The following is a 22,163-nucleotide window of genomic DNA, read 5'->3' on the forward strand; positions in this document are numbered from 1 at the left end:
AAGGTCTTGTCAGCCACTTCGAAGAAGCCGCTGATGGTCGGGGCGAAGCGCAGGGTCTTCAGCTGGCTTTCGGTGGTGCGCGGCACTTCCCACAGACGACGACGGAACTCGATGTCCTGGTTGGTCGGATTGAACGCGCTGTCTGCCGACAGCGGGGTCTCGAAGGCCTGCGACTGGTACGGGTAGCCGGCGATCTGCTGGAACGTCTGACGCTCGTTGTAGAGCAGGTCGGTGTTCAGGCTGATCGAATCGGTGAAGTCGTAGGTGCCGTTGATGTAGACCGACTTGCGCTTCACGCCGGTGAGCAGCGTCATCTGCTCGTTGGAGTTGGCGTACTCGCCTTCCGTCAGCGGGTGGTAGTCGTTCGCATTCTTCGGATCGCCGCCCTTGTTCAGGGTCTGCCACACCGCGTCTTCGTCATCGCACGCGCCGTACAGCGCCGGGTTGCACCAGCTGCCATTCTGGCTGATCGGGCTCCAATCCTTCGGGGTGGAGTTCGGGCCCTTCGAGCCGTCACGGCTGTACCAGCGGTCCTTGGCCCACACCGGATCCTGCTTGGAGTATTCGGCAGACAGGGTCAGGCTGCCGCGCTCGCCCTTCGCACCCAGGGTCATCGAGTACTGCTGGCTGTCACCGTCACCGTTGCCGTACTGGCCCACGTAGACGCTGGCTTCGCCGCCGTCCACGTTCTTGCGGGTGATCACGTTGACCACGCCGGCGATGGCGTCCGAACCGTAGATCGAGGACGCGCCGTCCTTCAGGATCTCGATGCGCTCAACGGCCGACATCGGGATCTGGCTCAGGTCCTGCAGACCGGCGGTGGAAGCGCCCAGGCGCTTGCCGTTCATCAGCACCAGGGTGCGCTCGGCGCCCAGGTTGCGGATGTCGACGTAGTAACCGCCAACGTTCTCGCCCGATGCCAGCGACTCCGAACGCGAAATGGCCGGCGAACCGGCCGAGGTCAGGTTGTTCAGCACGTCCGCGACGCTCGAGAAGCCCTGCTTTTCCAGGGATTCGCGGGTCATCGTCAGGATCGGCTGCTGCGTCTCCATGTTGGCGCCGCGGATGCGCGAGCCGGTAACCGAGATGCGGTCGAGGTCAGTGGTGCCGGAGGCAGCTTCCTGCGCCGAGGCAAAGCTCGGCGCCAGCGCCAGCGCAATGCCGGCGGGCAGAAGGCCCAGCCGCACTGCGGGAGTACGAAAATTCATTTATCTCTCCGAGGTACGTTAGTAGCGTGTTAAAACGCCTCGGAAAGTTACGACTGCGTTACGGTTAATTATTTGCGGGATGCCACCGGAGACTTTGCCGACTTTGGCGACAGCATTCCCGCGCTCTCGCGGAAGCCTGACGCAGACTGCCCATAACGTGCCCGAAAGGCCCGTGCGAAGCTGCAACAGTTGTCAAATCCACTCGCGGCGGCCACTTCACCGATCATCATGTCGGTATCACGCAGCAGGTCGGCCGCGCGCTCCAGACGCAGACGCGCCGACAGCGATTGCGGGCTTTCCTCGTACAGGCTCTGGAAGGTCTTGGACAGGTACCAGCTGGAGAAGTTGGTCAGCTCGGCCAGTTCACCGATGCGCACCACGCGGTGGCTGTTGCCCTCCAGGTACAGGCGCGCGCGCTGCATGCGCCCGAACACCTGGCGCTTGCGCAGGCGCGAGCGGCCGGGGCAACGCTGTACGCCGGTCGCCAATACGCGCTGCAGCGAGGCCAGGTGCAGCAGCACCGGACGCAACGCCTGGGACGGCTGGCCGCTGGCCAGGACATCGCGCCAGAGCCGCAGGGCCACGCGGACTTCCCCGCGGCTCATGCTGCCGCGACCGGCATACAGGCTGCAGTCTTCCAGGTCGCCAAGCGCACGCAGCGCATCCGGGGTCAGGCTCAGTCCGATGCACAGGCCATCGCGGCCAGCCTGGATCATCGGGCGCGATTCCTTCTCGAAGGCGATCCACTCGCGCTGGCGCAGACGGAAACGGCCTTCCTTGGATTCCACCCACGCGCTGCCCCGCAGCTGCATCCATACGGTGAAGGTGGCGCCGGCGGTCTGCAGGCTACCGAGCCGGGCCACGCCCAGGCAGGTGGGCAGCGGGCCGTCGTCGACGATCTTGTCCAGGGAAAGCGATTGGCCGCGATCGGCGAGGGAAAGCTGACGCATGACTACACCGTGTTTGCCGTAACTGGGCAACCGTTTTGCCAAATCAGGCCGGCGCGGTCAGGAAAGTCCTACGAGATTCATCCGAATTCGACACGAGGCCGATACGAAGGAATCACGAAGGTCATTTCCCTTTCATAAACAAGGCGTTGGAGATCGCCGAAAAGACCGGTGCGGGTGCCTCGGGCAGCTCCATCACGCCGATATCGGCACCATCGGCGACCGCAAGCGCCACGTACAGTGCACTGCCATCGGCCTGCGCACTGAAACCGTTGCCGGCACTCAGCCGCTCGGCATCCAGGCAGTGCTCGACGCTGGGCGAACCGGCGCTGATGCGCGAAAACAGCGTGGCGCAATCGGCGCGGTTGGACAGGTAGTCGACGCTGCCATTGCGCGCCACGGCCCAGGTCCGGTAGCGCCAGCGCGTCGGCCGGTCGTCGCTCAGCTGCTGGATGCTGTCGGCACTGAGCCGCGCATCGGCCGACCACAGGCCACCGGCCGACAGCCGCGTGAACAGCACGCGCCGGGTGGCCGGGTCGAAGCGGGCCTGCGAGACCCCGTCGATACTGGCCAGCAGCGTCCACGGCGAGGCGCGCCGGTCGAACAACGACAGCCGCATGCGTTCGTGCGCGTCGCGATCCACCACCAGCAGGTGGTCGGCATCGCCCGCATACAGGGCCTGCAATGGCTGGGCCACCGGTACCGGCAACGCCACCACCTGCTCATCGCGCGGGGAGACCTCGTAGATCACCGGGTTGGCCTGTGGATCGCGGCCGGACACCAGCAGATGCGTGCTGTCCGGTGACCAGTCCGCGGCCTGGCGGGTTTCCGGACGCAGCCCATCGACCGGGCGCAGCGATTCGGGCCGGGTCAGGTCGGCCCACCACAGCCCGTAATTGCCCGAGCGGTCGGAGGTGAACACCAGTTGCCGGCCATCCGGGGCCAGCATCGGCTGGCCGTCGCGGCCATTGGAGGCAAACAGGCGCTCCGGTTCGCCGGGGCGGCCATCCTTGAGCGGCACGCGGAACAGGCCGAACTGCGCCTTGCGATGCACGAAGGCGAGCATTTCGCTGTTGCGCGACACGGCCGGCGACTGTGCGTCGTCGATACCGACATCGCGCAGCGTGCGGGTCGGGATATCGAGCTCGTACAGCCGCGATTCGCTGTCCACGCGGCGCCCGAACACGATGTGCCGGCTGTCGCTGCGCCAGGCCCAGCCACGGATCTCGGCCGAATCGGCGGTCAACTGCTCCGGCACGCCACCTGTGGCAGGCAGGCGCCACAGATCGCCGATCTGCGGGTTGCGCACGAACACGATCCAGCGCCCGTCGGGCGAATAGCGCGGTGCGTAATCGAAACTGTCTTCGGCGACCTGGTAGTCCAGCGGCGTCCAGCGTCCGCTGGCGATGTCCAGGACGCGGATGCCACGGTGCGCGTAGCGCCCGGCCAGCGAGCCGAACAGCAGGCCGCGCCCGTCCGGGGTCCAGTCGAAGCTGAGCAGCTCGGTGCCGTCGCAGCGGGTCACGTGGCGCACCGCACCGCCGGTGGCGCTGGCGATCAGCACCTCGCAGCCGGCATCGGGACCAAAGCGGGCGAAGGCGATGTCGCGACCGTTCGGCGACCAGTTCGGGAAGCGGTCGGAGTATCCCTGCGGCGTATCGGCCAGCAGGCGCGCCGGCGCGTTGCCGGAGGTCTGTACCTTGATGGTGCTGCCCTGGCGGGCGCTGCTGTCGGCCTCGTACGCGACCTGCGAGCCGTCCGGGGACAGCGTGGGATAGGTCTCAAAGCCCGCCGTGGCGGTGATCAGCCGGTACGGGCGCTGCGGGCTGCCGATCACGCGGCTGCCGTCTTCCAGCACGCCGCTGGACGCGGCCACGGGTGCGGGACGCTGCAACAGCAACGCGGTCAGCACCAGCAACGCGATCATCATGCCGACGCCGAGCGCGAGCAGCACGTAGCGGCGCATCCGGCGCCAACGGCTGCGGAGCGATCCCGTCGCAGGTCCTGGCACTGCAGACCGCGCGCCCGGCGCTGCGGCGTCTTCGCGCTCGATGGACGCTTCCGCTTCGGCAGCCGGTTCCTCGACCGCACTCACCGGCACCAGCAGGCGATAGCCGGTCTTGGCGATGGTTTCGATATAAGGCGTGCCCGCCTCGTCGTCGCTGCTGAACGCCTTGCGCAGCTGGGTGACCGCCTGGGTGAGCACGTCGTTGGTGGGCAGCGTGTCCGGCCAGACCTCGGCGAACAGCTCATCACGGGTGACCACCGCACCCGGCGCGCGCATCAGCGCCTTCAACACACCCAATGCCTTCGGCGTCAGTCGACGCGGACGACGCGCACCGGGCGCCGTGACCTCGCGGGAGGACAGGGTGACGGTGCACTCGCCGATCCTGATCACATCGGCTGAAGGAGACGCGTTGAGAGGGCTGATCATTCCGGTGCTACGAGTGAATGCAGGACAACAGGAACGCAGCATCCATCGCAACCGAACAACGATCGAACGAACCGCCAGATTCCGCACATGCCATCAGCGCAAAGCGCAAAAAAACTGAAGCGCGCGAATACTAGCCTATGCCGGTTAACTGCGCCTGTGCGCGCAGACAACATCAGGCTCTCTCTCGCCGACGAATTCACATAAATCGCTTCAATATTCGCGCCTCCGGGCGCGAATTTTTTATCTGCGATTCAGTTTTGTCCACGTCGGAGCATGGTCAATCCGACCAGCCTGGAAACCACCAAAGCTACGTACATCACGCCTGCAAACTGCTCCAGCATGACCAATGCGCGCGCCTGCGGATGCACCGGCACGACGTCGCTCAACCCCACCCCGGACAGCAAGCTGAAGCTGAGATAAAGCAGCTCCATCCAGGTGCGCAATTCGCTCTCGCTGGTGGCCATGAAACTGCCCGGATACCACTGCTGGCAGACCGAGAACGCGAACGCGAAGGCCCACGCCAGCAAGGTGAATGTCGCGCCTGCGGCGAACAGCTCATCCCGGGTGACTTTATGATCCTGCAGCATGTAGGCGGTCAGGCTGCCTGCCGTATAGAAATACAGCAGGCATTCCAGCAGCTGCGCGGTGATGGTCAACGCGGGTTTGCCCAGCAGTGCACCGGCGATGGAGAACACCACCGCCGGAATCGCCAGCACCAGCGCCAGCCACATCCCCAGCGGGCTGCGCCGCACCACCCACAAGGACAGGCCAAGCACGGCGATGCCGAACGCACCGAACAGCGCGCGGCTGGCACCGGCTTCGTCCATCGCCGGGTACAGCAGCACGCCCAGCAGCTGCACGGCCAGCAACCATGCAGAAGGATGCCGGCGCGCGATGGCCAGCCATTTGGTGGTGCGTGCTATCGCCATCGTGTTCCCTCGCCCTGGCCGTGGCGCCGAGCTTAACGCGGAACCCGCGCAGACCACATGAGCATGCCGGGGCGGTCGCGCGCCGCCCCGGCCCCGGTGTCATTGCTGCCGATAGACCTCCGCGCCGAGGTCGCGGAACTGCACCGACTTGTCGGCCATGCCCTCCTGCAACGCGTCCTGCTCGGACAGTCCGTGCTCGGCGGCGTAGTCGCGCACGTCCTGGGTGATCTTCATCGAGCAGAAGTGCGGGCCGCACATGGAGCAGAAGTGGGCCAGCTTGTGTGCGTCCTTGGGCAGGGTCTCGTCATGGAACTCCCTGGCTTTTTCCGGATCCAGGCCGAGATGGAACTGGTCCTCCCAGCGGAACTCGAAGCGCGCCTTGCTCAGCGCGTTGTCGCGCACCTGTGCGCCAGGATGGCCCTTGGCCAGGTCCGCGGCATGCGCGGCGATGCGGTAGGCCATGATGCCGTCGCGCACGTCCTGGCGATTTGGCAGGCCCAGGTGTTCCTTCGGGGTGACATAGCAGAGCATCGCCGTGCCATACCAGCCGATCATGGCCGCACCGATCGCGCTGGTGATGTGGTCGTAACCGGGGGCGATGTCGGTGGTCAACGGGCCCAGCGTGTAGAACGGTGCTTCGCCACACTCGCGCAGCTGCTTGTCCATGTTTTCCTTGATCAGCTGCATCGGCACGTGGCCGGGGCCTTCGATCATGGTCTGTACGTCGTGCTTCCAGGCGATTTTCGTCAATTCGCCCAGCGTTTCCAGCTCACCGAACTGTGCGGCGTCGTTGGCATCGGCGATGCAGCCCGGGCGCAGGCCGTCGCCGAGCGAGAAGGTCACATCGTAGGCCTTCATGATCTCGCAGATGTCTTCGAAGTGCGTGTAGAGGAAGTTCTCCTTGTGGTGGGCCAGGCACCACTTGGCCAGAATGCTGCCGCCACGCGAGACGATGCCGGTCACGCGCCTGGCGGTGAGTGGTACGTAGCGCAGCAGTACGCCGGCGTGGATGGTGAAGTAATCCACGCCCTGCTCGGCCTGTTCGATCAGTGTGTCGCGGAAGATCTCCCAGGTGAGTTCTTCGGCGCGACCGTCGACCTTTTCCAGCGCCTGGTAGATCGGCACGGTGCCGATGGCGACCGGCGAGTTGCGCAGGATCCATTCACGGGTTTCATGGATGTGCTTGCCGGTGGACAGGTCCATCACCGTGTCGCCGCCCCAGCGGATCGCCCACACCAGTTTTTCGACTTCTTCGGCGATGCCCGACGACACGGCGCTGTTGCCGATGTTGGCGTTGATCTTGGTCAGGAAGTTGCGGCCGATGATCATCGGCTCGCTTTCGGGATGGTTGATGTTGTTGGGCAGCACCGCGCGGCCGCGGGCGATCTCGTCGCGGACGAACTCGGGGGTGATGATCGTCGGGATCGACGCGCCGAACGACTCACCCGGGTGCTGTCTGCGCAGTGCGGCATCGCGGATCGCTTCCAGGCGCTGGCTTTCGCGGATGGCCACGAACTCCATCTCCGGGGTGATGATGCCGCGCCGTGCGTAGTGCATCTGGGTGACGTTGCTGCCGGCAACCGCGCGACGGGGCTGCAGCCGCGCGGGAAAGCGCACCGCGTCCAGCCGCGCGTCGGTGTCGCGCGAACGCCCGAAGGCCGAGCTGAGGCCGGGCAGTACGTCGGTATCGCCGCGCTCGGCGATCCAGGCCGCGCGCAGCGCCGGCAGGCCGACAGACAGGTCGATGCGGGCTTGCGGGTCGGTATAGGGGCCGGAAGTGTCATACACGGTGACCGGTGCGTTCTCCTCACCACCGAACAGGGTCGGGGTGCGGGTCAGCACGATCTCGCGCATCGGAACCTGCAGGTCGCTGCGCGAGCCCTGCACGTGGATCTTGCGCGACCCGGGGATCGGACGGGTGACCGATTCGGAAAGTTGCTGGGCCTGCTGCTGCAGGGTGGAAAGCGCTGCGTTCATGACTTCGTCCTGGATCGAGCTCCGCACTGGAATAGGCGGAGCGGACGAAGCGGCGGCGCACGGCAGACGGATCGCGGGCGGTCTTCGGGCGGGGCAGCCCTACGGCGCGATGCGGTTGCACTTGCGAAGCATCCCTACGCCGGTATCAACCGGATCAGGTTCGAAGGGACTATCTCAACCGTGGCCGTCGGGCCGCGGTACCCCCGCTTCGGGGCGAATTAGACCACAACGCCGATGCCGGTGGAGCAGCCATTGGCCGCCTGCCACACGCGTAGCCCTGAACGTGAACAAAGTGCTGACGGCGCGTGACCTACAATGCTGCGGCGCGGTATGACACATGTTCAGCCTGCGGCGGCGTTCTGCATTGACCGGCATCGACCGCCCTGGGTCGCCCCGGCGGCTCGCCCTGCCCCTTTCGTACGGAGAAACTCCTGCATGGTGTTTCGCATTTCCATCGCACTGATTGCCCTGCTGGTGCTGGCCGCCGGCCTTGCGCCGGGCCCCTTCAACGACATCGTCCAGAGCGGGCTGTCCACCATCATCCGCAGCACCGGCTGGCTTTACCTGCTGGTGGTGTTCATCACCCTGTCGTTCCTGATGTATCTGGCCTTCGGCCGGCTGGGTTCGCTGCGCATCGGTGGCGAAGACGCCGAACCGGATTTCTCCAATGCCAGCTGGATGTCGATGCTGTTTGCCGCCGGCATGGGTATCGGCCTGGTGTTCTGGGGCGCGGCCGAGCCGATCTCGCACTTCGTCAAGCCGCCGGAAGGGCTGGCACCGCAAAGCATGGAGGCCGCGCGTGCCTCGATGCGTTATGCGTTCTTCCATTGGGGCCTGCATCCGTGGGCGATCTATGCGCTGATCGGGTTGGCGATGGCGTGGTTCCAGTTCAATCGCAATGGTCGCGGACTGATCAGCGATCTGCTGCAGCCGCTCATCGGCGCGCATCACCGGGGCTGGATGGGCACGGTGGTGAACGTGGCGGCGGTAGTGGCCACCGCCATCGGCGTGGCAACGACACTGGGTTTCGGCACCATCCAGATCGCCGCCGGCCTGCACCGGGTGTTCGGCATCCAGGATTCGATTCCGGTGCAGTTGACGATCATCGCAGTAGCGTTCGTGCTGTACATGGCCTCCACCACCAGCGGGGTGAATCGCGGCATCAAGTGGCTGTCCAACTTCAACCTGGGCCTGGCCGCGGTGCTGCTGGCGCTGGTGCTGGTGCTGGGGCCGACCGGCTTCATCTTCGATACGTTCACCACCACGATCGGGTCATACCTCAACTCGCTGGTGACGATGAGCCTGCGCATGTCGCCGTTCTCGGGCAGCACCTGGGTAGCGGACTGGACGATCTTCTACTGGGCGTGGTGGATCGCCTGGGCCCCGTTCGTGGGCTCGTTCATCGCACGTGTGTCGCGCGGGCGCAGCATCCGCGAGTTCGTGCTGGGCGTGGTGATCGCGCCGAGCGTGCTGGGCTTCCTGTGGTTCTCGGTGTTTGGCGGGACGGCGTTGTGGTCGCAGATCTTCGGCCATGTGGACCTGGCGCAGGCACTGGGCAACGGCTATGAAACGGTGCTGTTCACCATGTTCGACAGCCTGCCGATGCCGACGGTGTTGTCGGTGATCGCGCTGGTGCTGTTGATGATCTTCTTCGTGACCTCGGCCGATTCGGCGGTGCTGGTACTGGCCACGATGTCCACCGAGGAAGCCGGCGATCCGCCGCTGGCGCGGCGCATGGTGTGGGGCGTGGCGATCGCGCTGATCGCCGGGGTGCTGTTGCTGGCCGGTGGCCTCAACGCACTCCAGGGGATGATCACGATCGCAGCGCTGCCGTTTGCCTTGCTGATGTTGGCGGTGATGTGGTCGCTGTACCGGGTGCTGGACATGGAGTACGCGCTGCAGCGTCGCCGTGCGCAGCGGGCACGGCGGATGATGGATGCGTGGATCGAGCGCGAGATCGCCGCGCAGGAAGAGACGCGGGATGAGGCAGCGCGGGCGCCGTAGTGTTGGGTTGCGAGTGGGTCGGTGGTTTGGGGAGAGCAGCCGAGCGTGGCTCGGCTCTACCTTGAATCGGCAGCACCGTTCCTCGGGCTTCGGTGGCCACGACAGGGATCGAGACGCCGCAGCCACGCATGGCGTGGCTCTACGCATGGACCATGGCCGCGCGTGGGCATCCGACCAACCGGCAGCGTTACCTCAATACCCCGCCGCCTGCCCGTCCTTGCGGCTCTCCGATGCGCCGTAATACACGCCGGTGTCCGGGTCGCGCAGGATCGCCTGGTAGCCACCGTAGGGGCCGTCGGCGAACACCACCCGGTGGCCCTTGCGCATCAGCGCGCGCACCGTCTCGTACGGGAAGCCGGTTTCCAGGTTCACCTCGCCGCCATCGCTCATCGCCGTGGCTTGGCCGGTCGGCTCGGTCGAGCCTTCGTGCTGGATGCGCGGTGCGTCGCCGGCTTCCTGCAGGTTCATCCCGAAGTCCACCATGTTCATCACGATCTGCGCGTGGCCCTGCGGCTGCATCGCACCGCCCATCACCCCGAAGCTCATCCACGGCTTGCCGTCCTTGGTGACAAACCCCGGGATGATGGTCTGGAACGGACGCTTGCCCGGCGCATAGCCGTTGGGATGGTCCTTGCGCAGCACGAACATCTCGCCGCGATCCTGCAGGATGAAGCCCAGTCCCGGCGGCGCCATGCCGCTGCCCATGCCACGGTAGTTGGACTGGATCAGCGACACCATCATCCCGTCCGCATCGGCGACGGTCATGTAGATCGTGTCGCCTTCTTCCAGTTGCTTCGGCGTGCCCGGCTGCACCTCGTTCAACGCCTTGTCCATCGAGATCAGCCTGCGACGCTCGGCGGCATATGCCTTGGACACCAGTTTCGCCACCGGCGCCGGCTGGAATGCCGGGTCGGTGTAGAACCGCGCGCGATCGGCGAAAGCCAGTTTCTTGGCCTCCACGAACAGATGCACGTGCTCGGGTGAGCCGAAGGCGATTTTCGAGAAGTCGTAGCCCTCCAGTACGTTGAGGATCTGCAATGCGGCGATGCCCTGGCTGTTCGGCGGCAGCTCCCACACGTCGTAGCCGCGGTAGTTGCTGCTCACCGGCTCGACCCACTCGCCGTGGTGGCTGGCCATGTCCTCATAACTCAGGTAGCCGCCATTGGCCTTGAAGTAGCTGCCGATGGTGCGGGCGATATCGCCCTTGTAGAACGCATCGCGGCCACCGCGCGCGATCTGCTCCAGGGTGTTGGCCAGGTTCGGGTTCTTCCACAGCTCGCCCTTGCGCGGGGCATGTCCATTCACCGTGAACTGCTCGGTGAAGCCCGGGTACCGGGACAGCTTGGGCACCGAGCGGTCCCAGTAGTAGGCGATCACTTCGGCCACCGGGTGGCCCTCACGCGCGTAGCGGATCGCCGGGGCAAGGTTGTCGGCCATCGGCTTGCGGCCGAAGCGTTCGTGCAGCGCGAACCAGCCGTCCACCGCGCCCGGCACCGACACCGGCAGCGGGCCGGTGGCCGGGATTTCCTTCAGCCCGCGTCGCTGGAACTCGGCCAGGGTCAACGATTTCGGCGAACGGCCCGAGCCGTTGTAGCCGTACAGCTTCTGGGTCTTGGGGTCCCATACGATGGCGAACAGGTCACCGCCCACGCCATTGCCGGTCGGCTCCATCAAACCCAGCGCTGCGTTGGCTGCGATCGCCGCATCCACTGCCGAACCGCCGCCCTTCATCACGTCCAGCGCGATCTGGGTGGCCAGGGGCTGCGAGGTGGCGGCCATCGCGTGCGGGGCGATCACCTCCGAGCGGGTGGCGAAGGTGTGGCCGGTGATCCGGTCGGCGGCCATCGAGACAACGGGAAGCGCACACAGGACGGCGGCGGCCAGCAGGCCGCGGGCAAGACGTGAGGACACGGGGTGGTTCCTGAAGGTGGTAGCCCTGCGATAGTGGCCGCGAAGTGCTCCCGACAACATCCCACAATGGTCATGGACGGGCACGGATCGACGGCCGATTCCGCGCAGAACCCGCCTGCAAAATAGTGAATTGGGGTTCACCGGATCGCTTTCAGGCGAAACCATCCTTGCGTGGCGGGGCTCTACGCTGGATGCAGGCGAAACCGTTGGAAATGTGCGCGCAAGGGTTGACAGCCTCAAAACCGCTGTGGTTTTCTCGATCTCATGTTGCAGCGCACAGCCATCCGCGAATCCATCGAACACGCCGACACCGGCGGGGCGTCGATCCGTTCGCTTCTTGTCCTCGTACTTATTACCCAACCAACAGGTGCGGGACGGACCGGCGTGTAAGCAAGACTGCCAGGTATCCATCGAAACCCGCACCCACCCAGGTGCGGGTTTTTTCGTTTCAGAGCCCCTCGATTCCGCCTCCCCCCTTTCCGAGTTGCCTTCCGCCATGACCCGCCAGTCCGCCCCCGCCGCCACACCCACCGCCCCCACGGCGGCGTGCGGCCGTGGCGCTGCGCGCGCTACCCCTTCCCCTGACTGGCCGACGCGTCGCTGAGACCGTCGGCCTTTTTTTTCTTTTCGCCAAAGGACTTCCCCCATGAGCACCAACGACCTGCCCCAGATCAAGATCGCTGTTGTCGGCTACGGCAGCCAGGGCCGCGCGCACGCGCTGAATCTGCGTGAATCCGGTTTCGATGTCGTCGTCGGGCTGCGCCCGGGCGGTCCCACCGAGGTGAAGGCACAGGCGGACGGCTTCACCGTCAAGGCACCGGCCGAGGCGGTCAAGGACGCCGACCTGGTCGCCGTGCTGACCCCGGACATGGTGCAGAAGAAGCTCTACGAAGACGTGCTCGCCCCGCACATGAAACAGGGCGCGGTACTGCTGTTCGCGCACGGATTGAACGTGCACTTCAACATGATCAGCCCGCGCGAAGACCTGGACGTGGTGCTGGTCGCGCCGAAGGGCCCGGGTGCGCTGGTGCGCCGTGAGTACGAAATCGGCCGGGGCGTGTCGTGCATCTGGGCGGTCTACCAGGACAAGAGCGGCAAAGCCGCCGAGTACGCGCTGGCCTACGCCGCCGGCCTGGGCGGCGCACGCGCCAACCTGATCCAGACCACCTTCAAGGAAGAGACTGAAACCGATCTGTTCGGCGAGCAGGCGGTGCTGTGCGGTGGTGCGTCGGCGCTGGTGCAGGCCGGTTTCGAAACGCTGGTGGAAGCCGGTTACCAGCCGGAAATCGCCTACTACGAAGTGCTGCACGAACTGAAGCTGATCGTGGACCTGTTCTACGAAGGCGGCATCACCCGCATGCTGGAATTCATCTCCGAAACCGCCCAGTACGGCGACTACGTCAGCGGCCCGCGCGTGATCGACGCCGGCACCAAGGCACGCATGAAGGACGTGCTGACCGACATCCAGAACGGCACCTTCACCAAGAACTGGGTGGCCGAGTACGAAGCGGGCCTGCCCAACTACACCAAGTTCAAGCAGGCCGACCTGGAGCATCCGATCGAGAAGGTAGGCAAGGAACTGCGCGCCAAGATGGTCTGGTTGCAAAGTCAAGCCGCGTAACCCGCGCGGCTCCCCCACCCGCTTTCGCAAAGGTCACCGCATGAACACCTCCGCACACAGCTCCGCGCCCCGCAACGGCGCCCGCTGGTTGACGCAGGCCCTGGAAGCCGAGGGCGTGCATACGCTGTTCGGCTACCCCGGCGGCACCATCATGCCGTTCTACGACGCCCTGGTGGATTCGGGGCTGAAGCACATCCTGGTCCGCCACGAGCAGGGCGCAGCGCTGGCCGCCAACGGCTATGCCCGCGCCAGCGGCCAGGTTGGCGTCTGCGTCGCCACCTCCGGCCCGGGCGCGTCCAACCTGGTCACCGGCATCGCCGATGCGATGCTCGATTCGGTGCCGATGGTCTGCATCACCGGCCAGGTCGCCACCCCGCTGCTGGGCACCGACGCCTTCCAGGAACTGGACGTGTTCGGGCTGACCATGCCGATCGTCAAGCACAGCTGGCTGGTGCGCAGCGTCGATGACCTGCCGCGCGTGGTCCGCGAGGCCTTCCGCATTGCGCGCGAAGGTCGTCCCGGGCCGGTGCTGATCGACCTGCCTAAGGACGTGCAGATCGCCGATGCCTCGCATCTGCCTGCGCATGTGCCGGCAGTGGTGAGCCCGCCGCCAGCACCGCAGGACGACGCGATCGCACGGGCCATCGCGGCAATTGCCGCCGCCGAAAAGCCGGTGATCTATGCCGGCGGTGGCGTCGCCCTGGGCGATGCCGTCGAGGACTTCCGTGCCTTCGTCGAGGCCAGTGCCATCCCCACCGTGCTGACCCTGCGCGGCCTGGGCGCGCTGCCGCCGCAGCATGCGCACTACCTGGGCATGCTGGGCATGCACGGTACCCGCGCGGCGAACATGGCCGTGCAGGAGAGCGATCTGCTGGTGGTGGTCGGCGCTCGCTTCGATGACCGCGCCACCGGCAAGTTGAACGAATTTGCCCCGTTCGCACGGGTCATCCACATCGATGCCGACGCGTACGAGATCTCCAAGCTGCGCAGTGCCGACATCGCCGTGCCGGGCAACGTCGGCATCGCCCTGCGCGCCCTGACCGCCGCGGCATCCCACCCGGCCAGCCAGGACGCGTGGCGCAGGCGTTGCAGCGGCCATCGCGAACGTTTTGCCGCACGCTACGACGCACCCGGCAAGCATATCTACGCCCCGGCACTGCTCAAGCGCCTGAGCGAACTGGCGCCGCGCGATGCGATCATCGCCTGCGACGTGGGCCAGCATCAGATGTGGGTGGCACAGCACTGCCGCTTCAACCACCCGCGCAACCACCTGACCAGCGGCGCGCTGGGCACCATGGGCTTCGGCTTGCCGGCGGCGATGGGCGCGCAGTTCGCCTGCCCCGACCGCACCGTGGTGCTGGTCTCCGGCGATGGCAGTTTCATGATGAACGTGCAGGAGCTGGCAACCATTGCCCGCTGCCGCCTGCCGGTGAAGATCGTACTGCTGGACAACAGTTCGCTGGGCATGGTCCGGCAGTGGCAGGAGCTGTTCTTCGCCGAGCGTTACAGCGAGATCGACCTGTCCGACAACCCGGACTTCGCCGCGCTGGCGCAGGTGTTCGGCATTCCCGCTACCCGCATCGAGGCACGTGACGACGTCGAAGGCGGCCTGGCCGCACTGCTGGCCCAACCCGGTCCGGCGCTGCTGCACGTGGCCATCGACGCGCGCGCCAACGTGTGGCCGCTGGTGCCGCCCAACAACGCCAACAGCACCATGCTGGACGCCAACCCTGCCCATCAGGCCCAGGAGTTCCCCAATGCAATACCGGCTTGACCTGGTGCTGGTCCCCGCCGAGGGCGCGCTGCTGCGCGTGATCGGCATGGCTGAACGCCGTGGCTTCGCGCCGCGTGCGATCGCCGGCGCGCCCAATGCGGCCGACAACGGCCGCTGGCACCTGCAGATGGTGGTGGACAGCACCCGTCCGCCGGAGACGCTGTGCCGGCAGATCGAGAAAATCTACGACTGTGTGTCGGTGCGCATCAGCGCGCTGGAACCGGGAGTATCGGCATGAACGCCCGCACCGTCGCCACGGTGCCGGTACGGAGGTCCCTTCTTGCAGCACATGGATGTGCAAATGGTGCGCGTGCAGGATGCACAACGTTGCACCCGCAAGGCACGTCGCCGCAGCGCGCACCGCACGGCGACGATCACCCTGACCGGGTGCGCAATGCCGGCTAGCCGTACCCCGCAGGAACCGGAGGTAGGCGACGTAAGTGTCGCCGACGTGCTGGCCGCTCAGGCGCGGCTGCGTCGCTTCCTGCCGCCTACCCCGCTGCACTACGCCGAGCGTTTCGGGGTGTGGCTGAAGCTGGAGAACCTGCAGCGCACCGGCTCCTACAAAGTGCGCGGCGCATTGAACGCGCTGCTGGCTGGGCGCGAGCGCGGTGATGACCGGCCGGTGATCTGTGCCTCGGCCGGCAACCACGCCCAGGGCGTGGCGTGGGCCGCCTACCGCCTGAACATCCCGGCGATCACCGTGATGCCGCATGGCGCACCGGCCACCAAGATTGCCGGCGTCGCCCACTGGGGCGCCACCGTGCGCCAGCACGGCAGCAGCTACGACGAGGCCTACGCGTTCGCCCGCGCCCTGGCCGACCAGCACGGCTACCGCTTCCTGTCCGCGTTCGACGATCCGGACGTGATCGCCGGGCAAGGCACCCTGGGCATCGAACTGGCCCCGCACGCACCCGACGTGGTGATCGTGCCGATCGGTGGCGGTGGCCTGGCGTCGGGCGTCGCGCTGGCACTGAAATCGCAGGGCGTGCGCATCGTCGGGGCACAGGTTGAAGGCGTCGATTCGATGGCCCGCGCGATCCGTGGCGACCTGCGCGAGATCGCTCCGGTGGCGACCCTGGCCGACGGCGTCAAGGTCAAGATTCCGGGCTTCCTGACCCGCAAGCTGTGCAGCGCACTGCTGGACGATGTGGTGATCGTGCGCGAGGCCGAACTGCGCGAGACGCTGGTGCGGCTGGCGCTGGAGGAACACGTCATTGCCGAGGGCGCCGGTGCATTGGCCTTGGCTGCCGGTCGCCGCGTGGCCGGCAAGCGCAAGTGTGCGGTGGTGTCCGGCGGCAACATCGACGCGATGGTACTGGCCCAGCTGTTGGCCGATATCCGTCCACGCCCCCCGCGCAAACCCCGCCGCCGCGCCAGCGAGCGAACGCGACCACCCCTACCAACCGTGCTCGCGACCTTCCCGATTTCCGCTCCGAACCCTACCTCTGCCATCCCATCCGACATTGCCGTCGAGGAGACCTCCTGGTGACCATGCCCACCTCCCCCCGAATTCGAATTTTCGACACCACCCTGCGCGATGGCGAGCAATCGCCCGGCTGCAGCATGACCCCGCCGCAGAAGCTGGTGATGGCCCGTGCCCTGGCCGAGCTGGGCGTGGACATCATCGAGACCGGCTTCCCGGCCAGCTCGCAGTCCGACCGCGAAGCGATGACGCTGATCGGCCGCGAGCTGCGCCAGACCACCCTGGCGGTGCTGTCGCGCTGCCTGGCCACCGACATCGAGACCTCGGCCAAGGCACTGGAAGCAGCGGCCAGTCCGCGCCTGCACCTGTTCCTGTCCACCAGCCCGCTGCATCGCGAACACAAACTGCGGATGAGCCGCGAGCAGGTGCTGGAGTCGGTGCACAAGCACGTGAGCCTGGCCCGTGGCTACGTGGATGACGTTGAATTCTCCGCCGAAGATGCCACGCGCACCGAAGAGGACTTCCTGATCGAGGTCGCCCGCGTGGCCGTGGCCGCCGGTGCCACCACCATCAACCTGCCCGACACCGTGGGCTTCACTACGCCGGAAGAAATCCGCGGCATGTTCCAGCGCGTGATCGCCGGCGTTCCCGACAGCGACCGCATCATCTTCAGCGCGCACTGCCACAATGACCTGGGCCTGGCCGTGGCCAACTCGCTGGCGGCCATCGAAGGCGGCGCGCGGCAGGTGGAATGCACCATCAACGGTATCGGCGAGCGTGCCGGCAACTGCTCGCTGGAGGAGATCGCGATGGTGCTGAAGGTGCGCAATGCCTTCTACGAGGAAGACACCCGCATCAACACCCCGCGTATCGTCGGCACCTCGCAGCTGCTGCAGCGCCTGGTCGGCATGCCGGTCCAGCGCAACAAGGCGATCGTCGGCGCCAACGCGTTCGCACACGAGTCGGGCATCCACCAGCACGGCATGCTGCGCCACCGCGGCACCTACGAAATCATGCGCCCGGAAGACGTGGGCTGGGAATCCTCGCAGATGGTGCTGGGCCGCCATAGCGGCCGCGCGGCAGTCGAGCAGCGCCTGCGTGCGCTGGGTTTCTGGCTGGACGAGGAAGAGCTGAAGCATGTTTTCGAACAGTTCAAGGCGCTGTGCGAACAGCAGCGCGTGGTCACCGACGCCGACCTGCAGACCCTGATGCAGGGCAGCGCCACCCAGAACGGCTACCGCCTGGCCTCGATGACGATCAGCGATGTCGGCAGTCGCGCCAACGCGCTGGTGGAGCTGTCCGATCCGGACGGCAACCGGGTCGCCGAAACCGCACAGGGCGACGGCCCGGTGGATGCGCTGTTCGGCGCGCTGTCGGCCGCCACCGGCGTGCAGCTGATGCTGGACAGCTACCACGTGCACAGCGTGGGCATCGGTGCCGACGCGCGTGGCGAAGCCAACCTGAGCGTGCGCCACGAGGGCGTGGAGTACGAAGGCACCGGCACCAGCCGCGACATCATCGAAGCCTCTGCACTGGCCTGGCTGGACGTGGCCAACCGGCTGCTGCGCCAGCGTGGCGCGACCGCCGAGCAGCCCGCCGCCAGCGCGGCCGCGGCCTAGGCCGTCCGGTTGTGCGTGGACACCCGTCCGCGCACCGTTCCCGTCTTCCCGACATATGAATCACAGCAAGGCCATCCCATGACCCCAGCTCCCCGCACCCTGTACGACAAACTGTGGGACGCCCACGTCGTCGTGCCCGAATCGGACAGCGCGCCCGCCGTGCTGTACATCGACCTGCACCTGATCCACGAAGTGACCTCGCCGCAGGCCTTCACCGAACTGCGCGAGCGCGGCCTGTCGCCGCGTCGGCCGGACCGGACCAAGGCGACGATGGATCACTCCACCCCGACCCTGCCGGCCGGCGCGGACGGCAAGCTGCCCTACGCCAGTGCGGCCTCCGAAGCCCAGGTGGACATGCTCGCGCGCAACTGCGCCGAATACGGCCTGGAATTGTTCGACCTGCAGTCGGCCAGCCGCGGCATCGTGCACGTGATCGCTCCCGAGCAGGGCTTCACCCAGCCGGGCATGACCATTGTCTGCGGCGACAGCCACACCTCCACGCATGGCGCGTTCGGCGCCCTGGCCTTTGGCATCGGCACCAGTGAAGTCGGCCACGTGCTGGCCACCCAGTGCCTGCTGCAGCGCAAGGCCAAGACCATGGCGATCACCGTCGACGGCGCCTTGCCGCTGGGCGTGGGCGCCAAGGACGTGGTGCTGCACATCATCGGCGTGATCGGCGTCAACGGCGGCACCGGCCATGTACTGGAGTTCCGTGGCAGCGCGATCGAAGCGATGGACATGGAACAGCGCATGACCTTGTGCAACATGTCGATCGAGGCCGGCGCGCGCGCCGGCATGGTCGCGCCCGACCAGACCACCTACGACTGGGTCGCCAACACCCCGCGCGGGCCGAAGGGCACCGACTTCGATGCCGCGGTCGCCGCGTGGTCGCAGCTGCGCAGCGATGCCGGCGCCCGGTTCGACGTGGAGGTGCACATCAATGCGGCCGACATCCGCCCCACCCTCACCTGGGGCACCCACCCCGGTACGGCCATCGCCGTGGACCAGCCGATCCCGGCCGCCAACGATGCTGCCGCGCAGAAGGGCCTGGATTACATGCACTTCCACGCCGGACAGACCCTGGCCGGTACACCGGTGGATGTGGTGTTCGTCGGCTCGTGCACCAACGGCCGCCTGAGCGACATGCGCGAAGTAGCGCAGGTACTGCAGGGCCGTCGCGTCGCCGATGGCGTGCGTATGCTGGTGGTGCCGGGTTCGGAGATCGTCAAGCGGCAGGCCGAAGCCGAAGGCATCCACGCCATCGTGCGTGCCGCGGGCGCGGAGTGGCGCGAGCCGGGCTGCTCGATGTGCATAGCCATGAACGGCGACCTGGTCGCGCCCGGGCAACTGGCGGTGAGCACCAGCAACCGCAACTTCGAAGGCCGCCAGGGGCCGGGCTCGCGCACGTTGCTGGCCTCGCCGATGACGGCGGCCTGGGCGGCGGTGAACGGCCGCGTGGCCGATCCACGTGAACTGTATGCCGCCCGGGAGGTGGCCTGATGAGCGGCTTCCGCACCTTGACCTCGACCAGCGTCGTGCTGCGCGAGACCAACATCGACACCGACCAGATCATTCCGGCGCGGTTCCTGTCCACCACCGAACGCGCCGGGCTGGGCAGGCATGCCTTCAACGACTGGCGCTGGCAGGCCGACGGCACGCCCAACCCGGGCTTTGCCTTCAACCAGCCGCACAACGCCGGGCGCAGCATCCTGCTGGCGGGCCGCAACTTCGGCTGCGGTTCCTCGCGCGAGCACGCGCCGTGGGCACTGACCGACCTGGGCCTGCGCGCGATCGTCAGCAGCGAGATCGCCGACATCTTCCGTGGCAATTCGCTGAAGAACGGCCTGCTGCCGATCGTGCTGGACGAGGCCGACGTGCAGACGCTGATGCAGCGACCGGACGACGCACTGACCATCGACGTGGCCGCGCGCGAGCTGCGCACGCCCGACGGACGCGTCTACGCCTTCCCGCTGGACGGCTTCTCGCAGACCTGCCTGCTGGAAGGCGTGGACCAATTGGGGTATCTGTTGGGCCGTACCCCTGATATCGAACGTTACGAGAGTGAACATGCACGCTGAGATTGTCGTCTTGCCCGGTGACGGGATTGGTCCGGAAGTCGCTGCGGCGGCCGTGGCGGTGCTGGACGTGGTGGCCGAACGCTTCGAACACACCTTCGGCTTCCAGGAACACGACATCGGTGGCATCGCCATCGACCGCCACGGCGAGCCACTGCCGGCCACCACGCTGGAGGCCTGCAGCAAGGCCGACGCGATCCTGCTTGGCGCAGTAGGCGGGCCGAAGTGGTCCGACCCCAACGCCAAGGTACGCCCCGAACAGGGCCTGCTGGCGATCCGCAAGGCGCTAGGGTTGTACGCCAACCTGCGCCCGGTGCGTACCCACCCGGCCGCGCTGGGCGCCTCGCCGATCAAGGCCGAGCTGCTCGAAGGCGTCGATTTCGTAGTGGTGCGCGAACTGACCGGCGGCATCTATTTCGGCGAGAAGACCCGCACCGCCGACACCGCCAGCGACCTGTGCAGCTACAGCGTGGGCGAGATCGAGCGCGTGCTGCGCACCGCCTTCCGGCTGGCGCAGACCCGTCGCGGCAAGGTCACCTCGGTGGACAAGGCCAACGTACTGGAAACCTCACGCCTGTGGCGTGACGTGGCCGCACGGATCGGCCGCGAGGAGTTCCCGGACGTCGCGCTGGAGCACCAGCTGGTGGATTCGATGGCCATGCACCTGCTGGCCAAGCCGCGCGAGTACGACGTGATCGTGACCGAAAACATGTTCGGCGACATCCTCACCGACGAGGCCTCGATGCTGGCCGGTTCGCTCGGCCTGTTGCCGTCGGCGTCGCTGGGCGAACCCGGCGCGGTAGGCATCTACGAACCCATCCACGGCTCGGCGCCGGACATCGCCGGCAAGGGCATCGCCAATCCCTACGCCACGATCTTCAGCGCGGCGATGCTGCTGCGGCATTCGTTGGGACTGGAGGAAGAAGCGGCTGCGGTGGAAGCGGCCGTGCATGCCGCGCTGGATGCCGGCGTGTTCACTGCAGACCTGGCCGCCAAGGGTGCGGCGGTGAGCACCACACAGGCCACCGACGCGGTGCTCGCACGCCTGCGCGGCTGAGCGCGGTTCCGACGAACGGTCGGTGGCTACCGTGGCTCCGAATAGGCGCTGCTGCTCATGCAGCCGGCCAGCACACTGCCATCGTTCGTTTGAAGCACACTGCGCTCACGCATCAGCGTGCGCCCGGGCGTTTGATCACGGGCCACGCTGCGCGTCCACACGCGCTCGCCCTGACGCGCGGCCGCGTCCATCCCGGTTGCCGCAAGCACCTTGGCCAGCGGCGCCTGACCCAGGTCGCCGGCGATGTAGCCGCCGATGGATACGGCGATGCGCTGGACCGGAAAACCGCGCAGGTTCAGGGGCTTATCCAGTTCGATGACATACGCCGGTAGCGTTTCTTCACCCACGACATACCCGCGTTCGGCCACGGCGCGGATGCTCTCCGGCCAGGCGAGCTGGGGCTGCTCCACGACCCGCTCCAGCGTACTGGCAATGCGCTGCAGCGCAGCCGGGTCAGCACGGCATTCCAGCGCCTCGGCAACGTCCTGCGCGCTGGCCACCGCGCGCAAGCGGGCCGGAACACGTTCATCGCGCGTCTGCCCGTTGTAATCGCAGCCCAGCCGATAACCCGGGCGCTGCCCGTCGCTGCGCACCACGATCGACGCGGGCGCCGTCGCACTGTCTGCCGGCGCCGGCACCGACCAGACGTGCAGCGGCTCGCGCAACGTGCTCGACTGCAGGCGCAGACCCTGCGTGGCCACGATGCGCGTACGCGACGCCGCATCGATCTGCATCGCAAGCCCGATGTCATCGGCGACCAGATGACGGGTCGTGATGCCGTGGACGGTCAGTGCTGTCGGCATGTCGATATTGACCACCGATGCTGCGTCATCACCCACCCGCTCGAACCGCCACGCCCGCAGATGCGCGGGGCGCTGCTGCGGGTCGTCATACATCGCCGCCCGCAACGTGCTGACCACCGCCTGCGAGGTTGCCGGTGCCGCCCTGCATTCCAGGGTGGCGACCAGGTCGCGCTCGAACGACGCCGCAGACGGTGCCGCGCCTGACGACGCAGCAACAGACGTGCAGGCACATAGCAGCACAAGGGCGGCAATACCGCCGCGCAGACGAACAGGGGGCTGGTGCATGGCAGCGAATGGATCGACAAGGCGCAATCGCGCATTGTCACGCCTGCGCGCGGCCAAGGCCATCGGCAGTGACGGCGTGCTGCACGCAAAGGG

General features: G+C 66.8%; 16 protein-coding genes and 1 riboswitch. Of the genes, 9 read left to right on the forward strand and 7 right to left on the reverse strand.

The window, feature by feature from the left end; translation table 11 throughout:
• The 5 genes from RTO53_RS10570 to thiC form a co-directional block, all read right to left on the reverse strand.
• A partial coding sequence (locus tag RTO53_RS10570; RefSeq protein WP_312237748.1) for a TonB-dependent receptor plug domain-containing protein occupies positions 1–1,208 on the reverse strand: 1,208 nt, incomplete at its 3' end.
• A gap of 68 nt (positions 1,209–1,276) precedes the next feature.
• The gene (locus RTO53_RS10575; RefSeq protein ID WP_312237749.1) at positions 1,277–2,158 is read right to left on the reverse strand and encodes a helix-turn-helix transcriptional regulator; all 882 of its coding nucleotides are present in this window, start codon (positions 2,156–2,158) and stop codon (positions 1,277–1,279) included.
• Between the two features lie 121 nt (positions 2,159–2,279).
• Complete coding sequence (locus RTO53_RS10580; protein WP_312237750.1) at positions 2,280–4,589, reverse strand: winged helix-turn-helix domain-containing protein; 2,310 nt, start codon at positions 4,587–4,589, stop codon at positions 2,280–2,282.
• A gap of 251 nt (positions 4,590–4,840) precedes the next feature.
• Complete coding sequence (locus RTO53_RS10585) at positions 4,841–5,518, reverse strand: ion channel (protein WP_312237751.1); 678 nt, start codon at positions 5,516–5,518, stop codon at positions 4,841–4,843.
• Between the two features lie 99 nt (positions 5,519–5,617).
• Complete coding sequence (gene thiC, locus RTO53_RS10590; RefSeq protein ID WP_312237752.1) at positions 5,618–7,495, reverse strand: phosphomethylpyrimidine synthase ThiC; 1,878 nt, start codon at positions 7,493–7,495, stop codon at positions 5,618–5,620.
• 113 nt (positions 7,496–7,608) lie between these two features.
• Positions 7,609–7,710, reverse strand: a riboswitch (TPP riboswitch).
• Positions 7,711–7,930: 220 nt separating this feature from the next.
• Between thiC and RTO53_RS10595 the strand changes: the two genes are divergently transcribed.
• On the forward strand, positions 7,931–9,499 hold the full coding sequence (locus tag RTO53_RS10595) for a BCCT family transporter (protein ID WP_312237753.1): 1,569 nt from the start codon (positions 7,931–7,933) through the stop codon (positions 9,497–9,499).
• A 192-nt stretch (positions 9,500–9,691) separates the two neighbouring features.
• On the opposite strand, the gene ggt is transcribed toward RTO53_RS10595, so the two are convergent.
• Entirely contained in the window at positions 9,692–11,410 is a 1,719-nt protein-coding gene (ggt, locus tag RTO53_RS10600) for a gamma-glutamyltransferase (RefSeq protein WP_312237754.1), read from the reverse strand.
• A gap of 646 nt (positions 11,411–12,056) precedes the next feature.
• Here ggt and ilvC point away from each other — a divergent pair.
• The 8 genes from ilvC (at position 12,057) to leuB (ending at position 20,982) form a co-directional block, all read left to right on the forward strand.
• On the forward strand, positions 12,057–13,031 hold the full coding sequence (ilvC, locus tag RTO53_RS10605) for a ketol-acid reductoisomerase (protein ID WP_312237755.1): 975 nt from the start codon (positions 12,057–12,059) through the stop codon (positions 13,029–13,031).
• Positions 13,032–13,071: 40 nt separating this feature from the next.
• Positions 13,072–14,805, forward strand: coding sequence for an acetolactate synthase 2 catalytic subunit (ilvG, locus tag RTO53_RS10610; protein WP_312237756.1), 1,734 nt, complete (start codon positions 13,072–13,074; stop codon positions 14,803–14,805).
• Positions 14,789–15,043 (forward strand): ACT domain-containing protein, encoded by a 255-nt coding sequence (locus tag RTO53_RS10615; RefSeq protein ID WP_312237757.1) that lies wholly within the window; start codon positions 14,789–14,791, stop codon positions 15,041–15,043. Before ilvG ends, RTO53_RS10615 begins: the two co-directional genes overlap by 17 nt.
• Before the next feature lie 156 nt (positions 15,044–15,199).
• Entirely contained in the window at positions 15,200–16,297 is a 1,098-nt protein-coding gene (locus tag RTO53_RS10620) for a threonine dehydratase (RefSeq protein WP_312237758.1), read from the forward strand.
• 2 nt (positions 16,298–16,299) lie between these two features.
• Entirely contained in the window at positions 16,300–17,850 is a 1,551-nt protein-coding gene (locus RTO53_RS10625) for a 2-isopropylmalate synthase (protein WP_312237767.1), read from the forward strand.
• Between the two features lie 78 nt (positions 17,851–17,928).
• Positions 17,929–19,350: a 3-isopropylmalate dehydratase large subunit gene (leuC, locus tag RTO53_RS10630; RefSeq protein WP_312237759.1), complete on the forward strand. Its 1,422-nt coding sequence runs from the start codon at positions 17,929–17,931 to the stop codon at positions 19,348–19,350.
• Positions 19,350–19,928, forward strand: a complete 579-nt coding sequence (gene leuD / locus RTO53_RS10635; protein WP_312237760.1) for a 3-isopropylmalate dehydratase small subunit — start codon at positions 19,350–19,352, stop codon at positions 19,926–19,928. Before leuC ends, leuD begins: the two co-directional genes overlap by 1 nt.
• Positions 19,918–20,982 carry a 3-isopropylmalate dehydrogenase gene (gene leuB, locus RTO53_RS10640; RefSeq protein WP_312237761.1) on the forward strand — a complete coding sequence of 355 codons (1,065 nt, stop codon included), beginning with the start codon at positions 19,918–19,920 and terminating at the stop codon, positions 20,980–20,982. Before leuD ends, leuB begins: the two co-directional genes overlap by 11 nt.
• A 26-nt stretch (positions 20,983–21,008) precedes the next feature.
• On the opposite strand, the gene RTO53_RS10645 is transcribed toward leuB, so the two are convergent.
• The gene (locus RTO53_RS10645; RefSeq protein WP_312237762.1) at positions 21,009–22,133 is read right to left on the reverse strand and encodes a hypothetical protein; all 1,125 of its coding nucleotides are present in this window, start codon (positions 22,131–22,133) and stop codon (positions 21,009–21,011) included.
• Positions 22,134–22,163: the final 30 nt, after the last annotated feature.

The organism is Stenotrophomonas sp. (assembly GCF_031995405.1).
Lineage (GTDB): Bacteria > Pseudomonadota > Gammaproteobacteria > Xanthomonadales > Xanthomonadaceae > Stenotrophomonas.

Coding starts and splice junctions, on each gene's coding strand:
- RTO53_RS10645 (WP_312237762.1), bottom strand. CDS start 22,133: ATGGCCTTGGCCGCGCGCAGGCGTGACAATGCGCGATTGCGCCTTGTC.
- RTO53_RS10585 (WP_312237751.1), bottom strand. CDS start 5,518: ATGGCGATAGCACGCACCACCAAATGGCTGGCCATCGCGCGCCGGCAT.
- RTO53_RS10595 (WP_312237753.1), top strand. CDS start 7,931: ATGGTGTTTCGCATTTCCATCGCACTGATTGCCCTGCTGGTGCTGGCC.
- leuC (WP_312237759.1), top strand. CDS start 17,929: ATGACCCCAGCTCCCCGCACCCTGTACGACAAACTGTGGGACGCCCAC.
- RTO53_RS10615 (WP_312237757.1), top strand. CDS start 14,789: ATGCAATACCGGCTTGACCTGGTGCTGGTCCCCGCCGAGGGCGCGCTG.
- leuB (WP_312237761.1), top strand. CDS start 19,918: ATGCACGCTGAGATTGTCGTCTTGCCCGGTGACGGGATTGGTCCGGAA.
- RTO53_RS10620 (WP_312237758.1), top strand. CDS start 15,200: ATGCCGGCTAGCCGTACCCCGCAGGAACCGGAGGTAGGCGACGTAAGT.
- RTO53_RS10580 (WP_312237750.1), bottom strand. CDS start 4,589: ATGATCAGCCCTCTCAACGCGTCTCCTTCAGCCGATGTGATCAGGATC.
- ilvC (WP_312237755.1), top strand. CDS start 12,057: ATGAGCACCAACGACCTGCCCCAGATCAAGATCGCTGTTGTCGGCTAC.
- RTO53_RS10625 (WP_312237767.1), top strand. CDS start 16,300: ATGCCCACCTCCCCCCGAATTCGAATTTTCGACACCACCCTGCGCGAT.
- RTO53_RS10575 (WP_312237749.1), bottom strand. CDS start 2,158: ATGCGTCAGCTTTCCCTCGCCGATCGCGGCCAATCGCTTTCCCTGGAC.
- thiC (WP_312237752.1), bottom strand. CDS start 7,495: ATGAACGCAGCGCTTTCCACCCTGCAGCAGCAGGCCCAGCAACTTTCC.
- ilvG (WP_312237756.1), top strand. CDS start 13,072: ATGAACACCTCCGCACACAGCTCCGCGCCCCGCAACGGCGCCCGCTGG.
- leuD (WP_312237760.1), top strand. CDS start 19,350: ATGAGCGGCTTCCGCACCTTGACCTCGACCAGCGTCGTGCTGCGCGAG.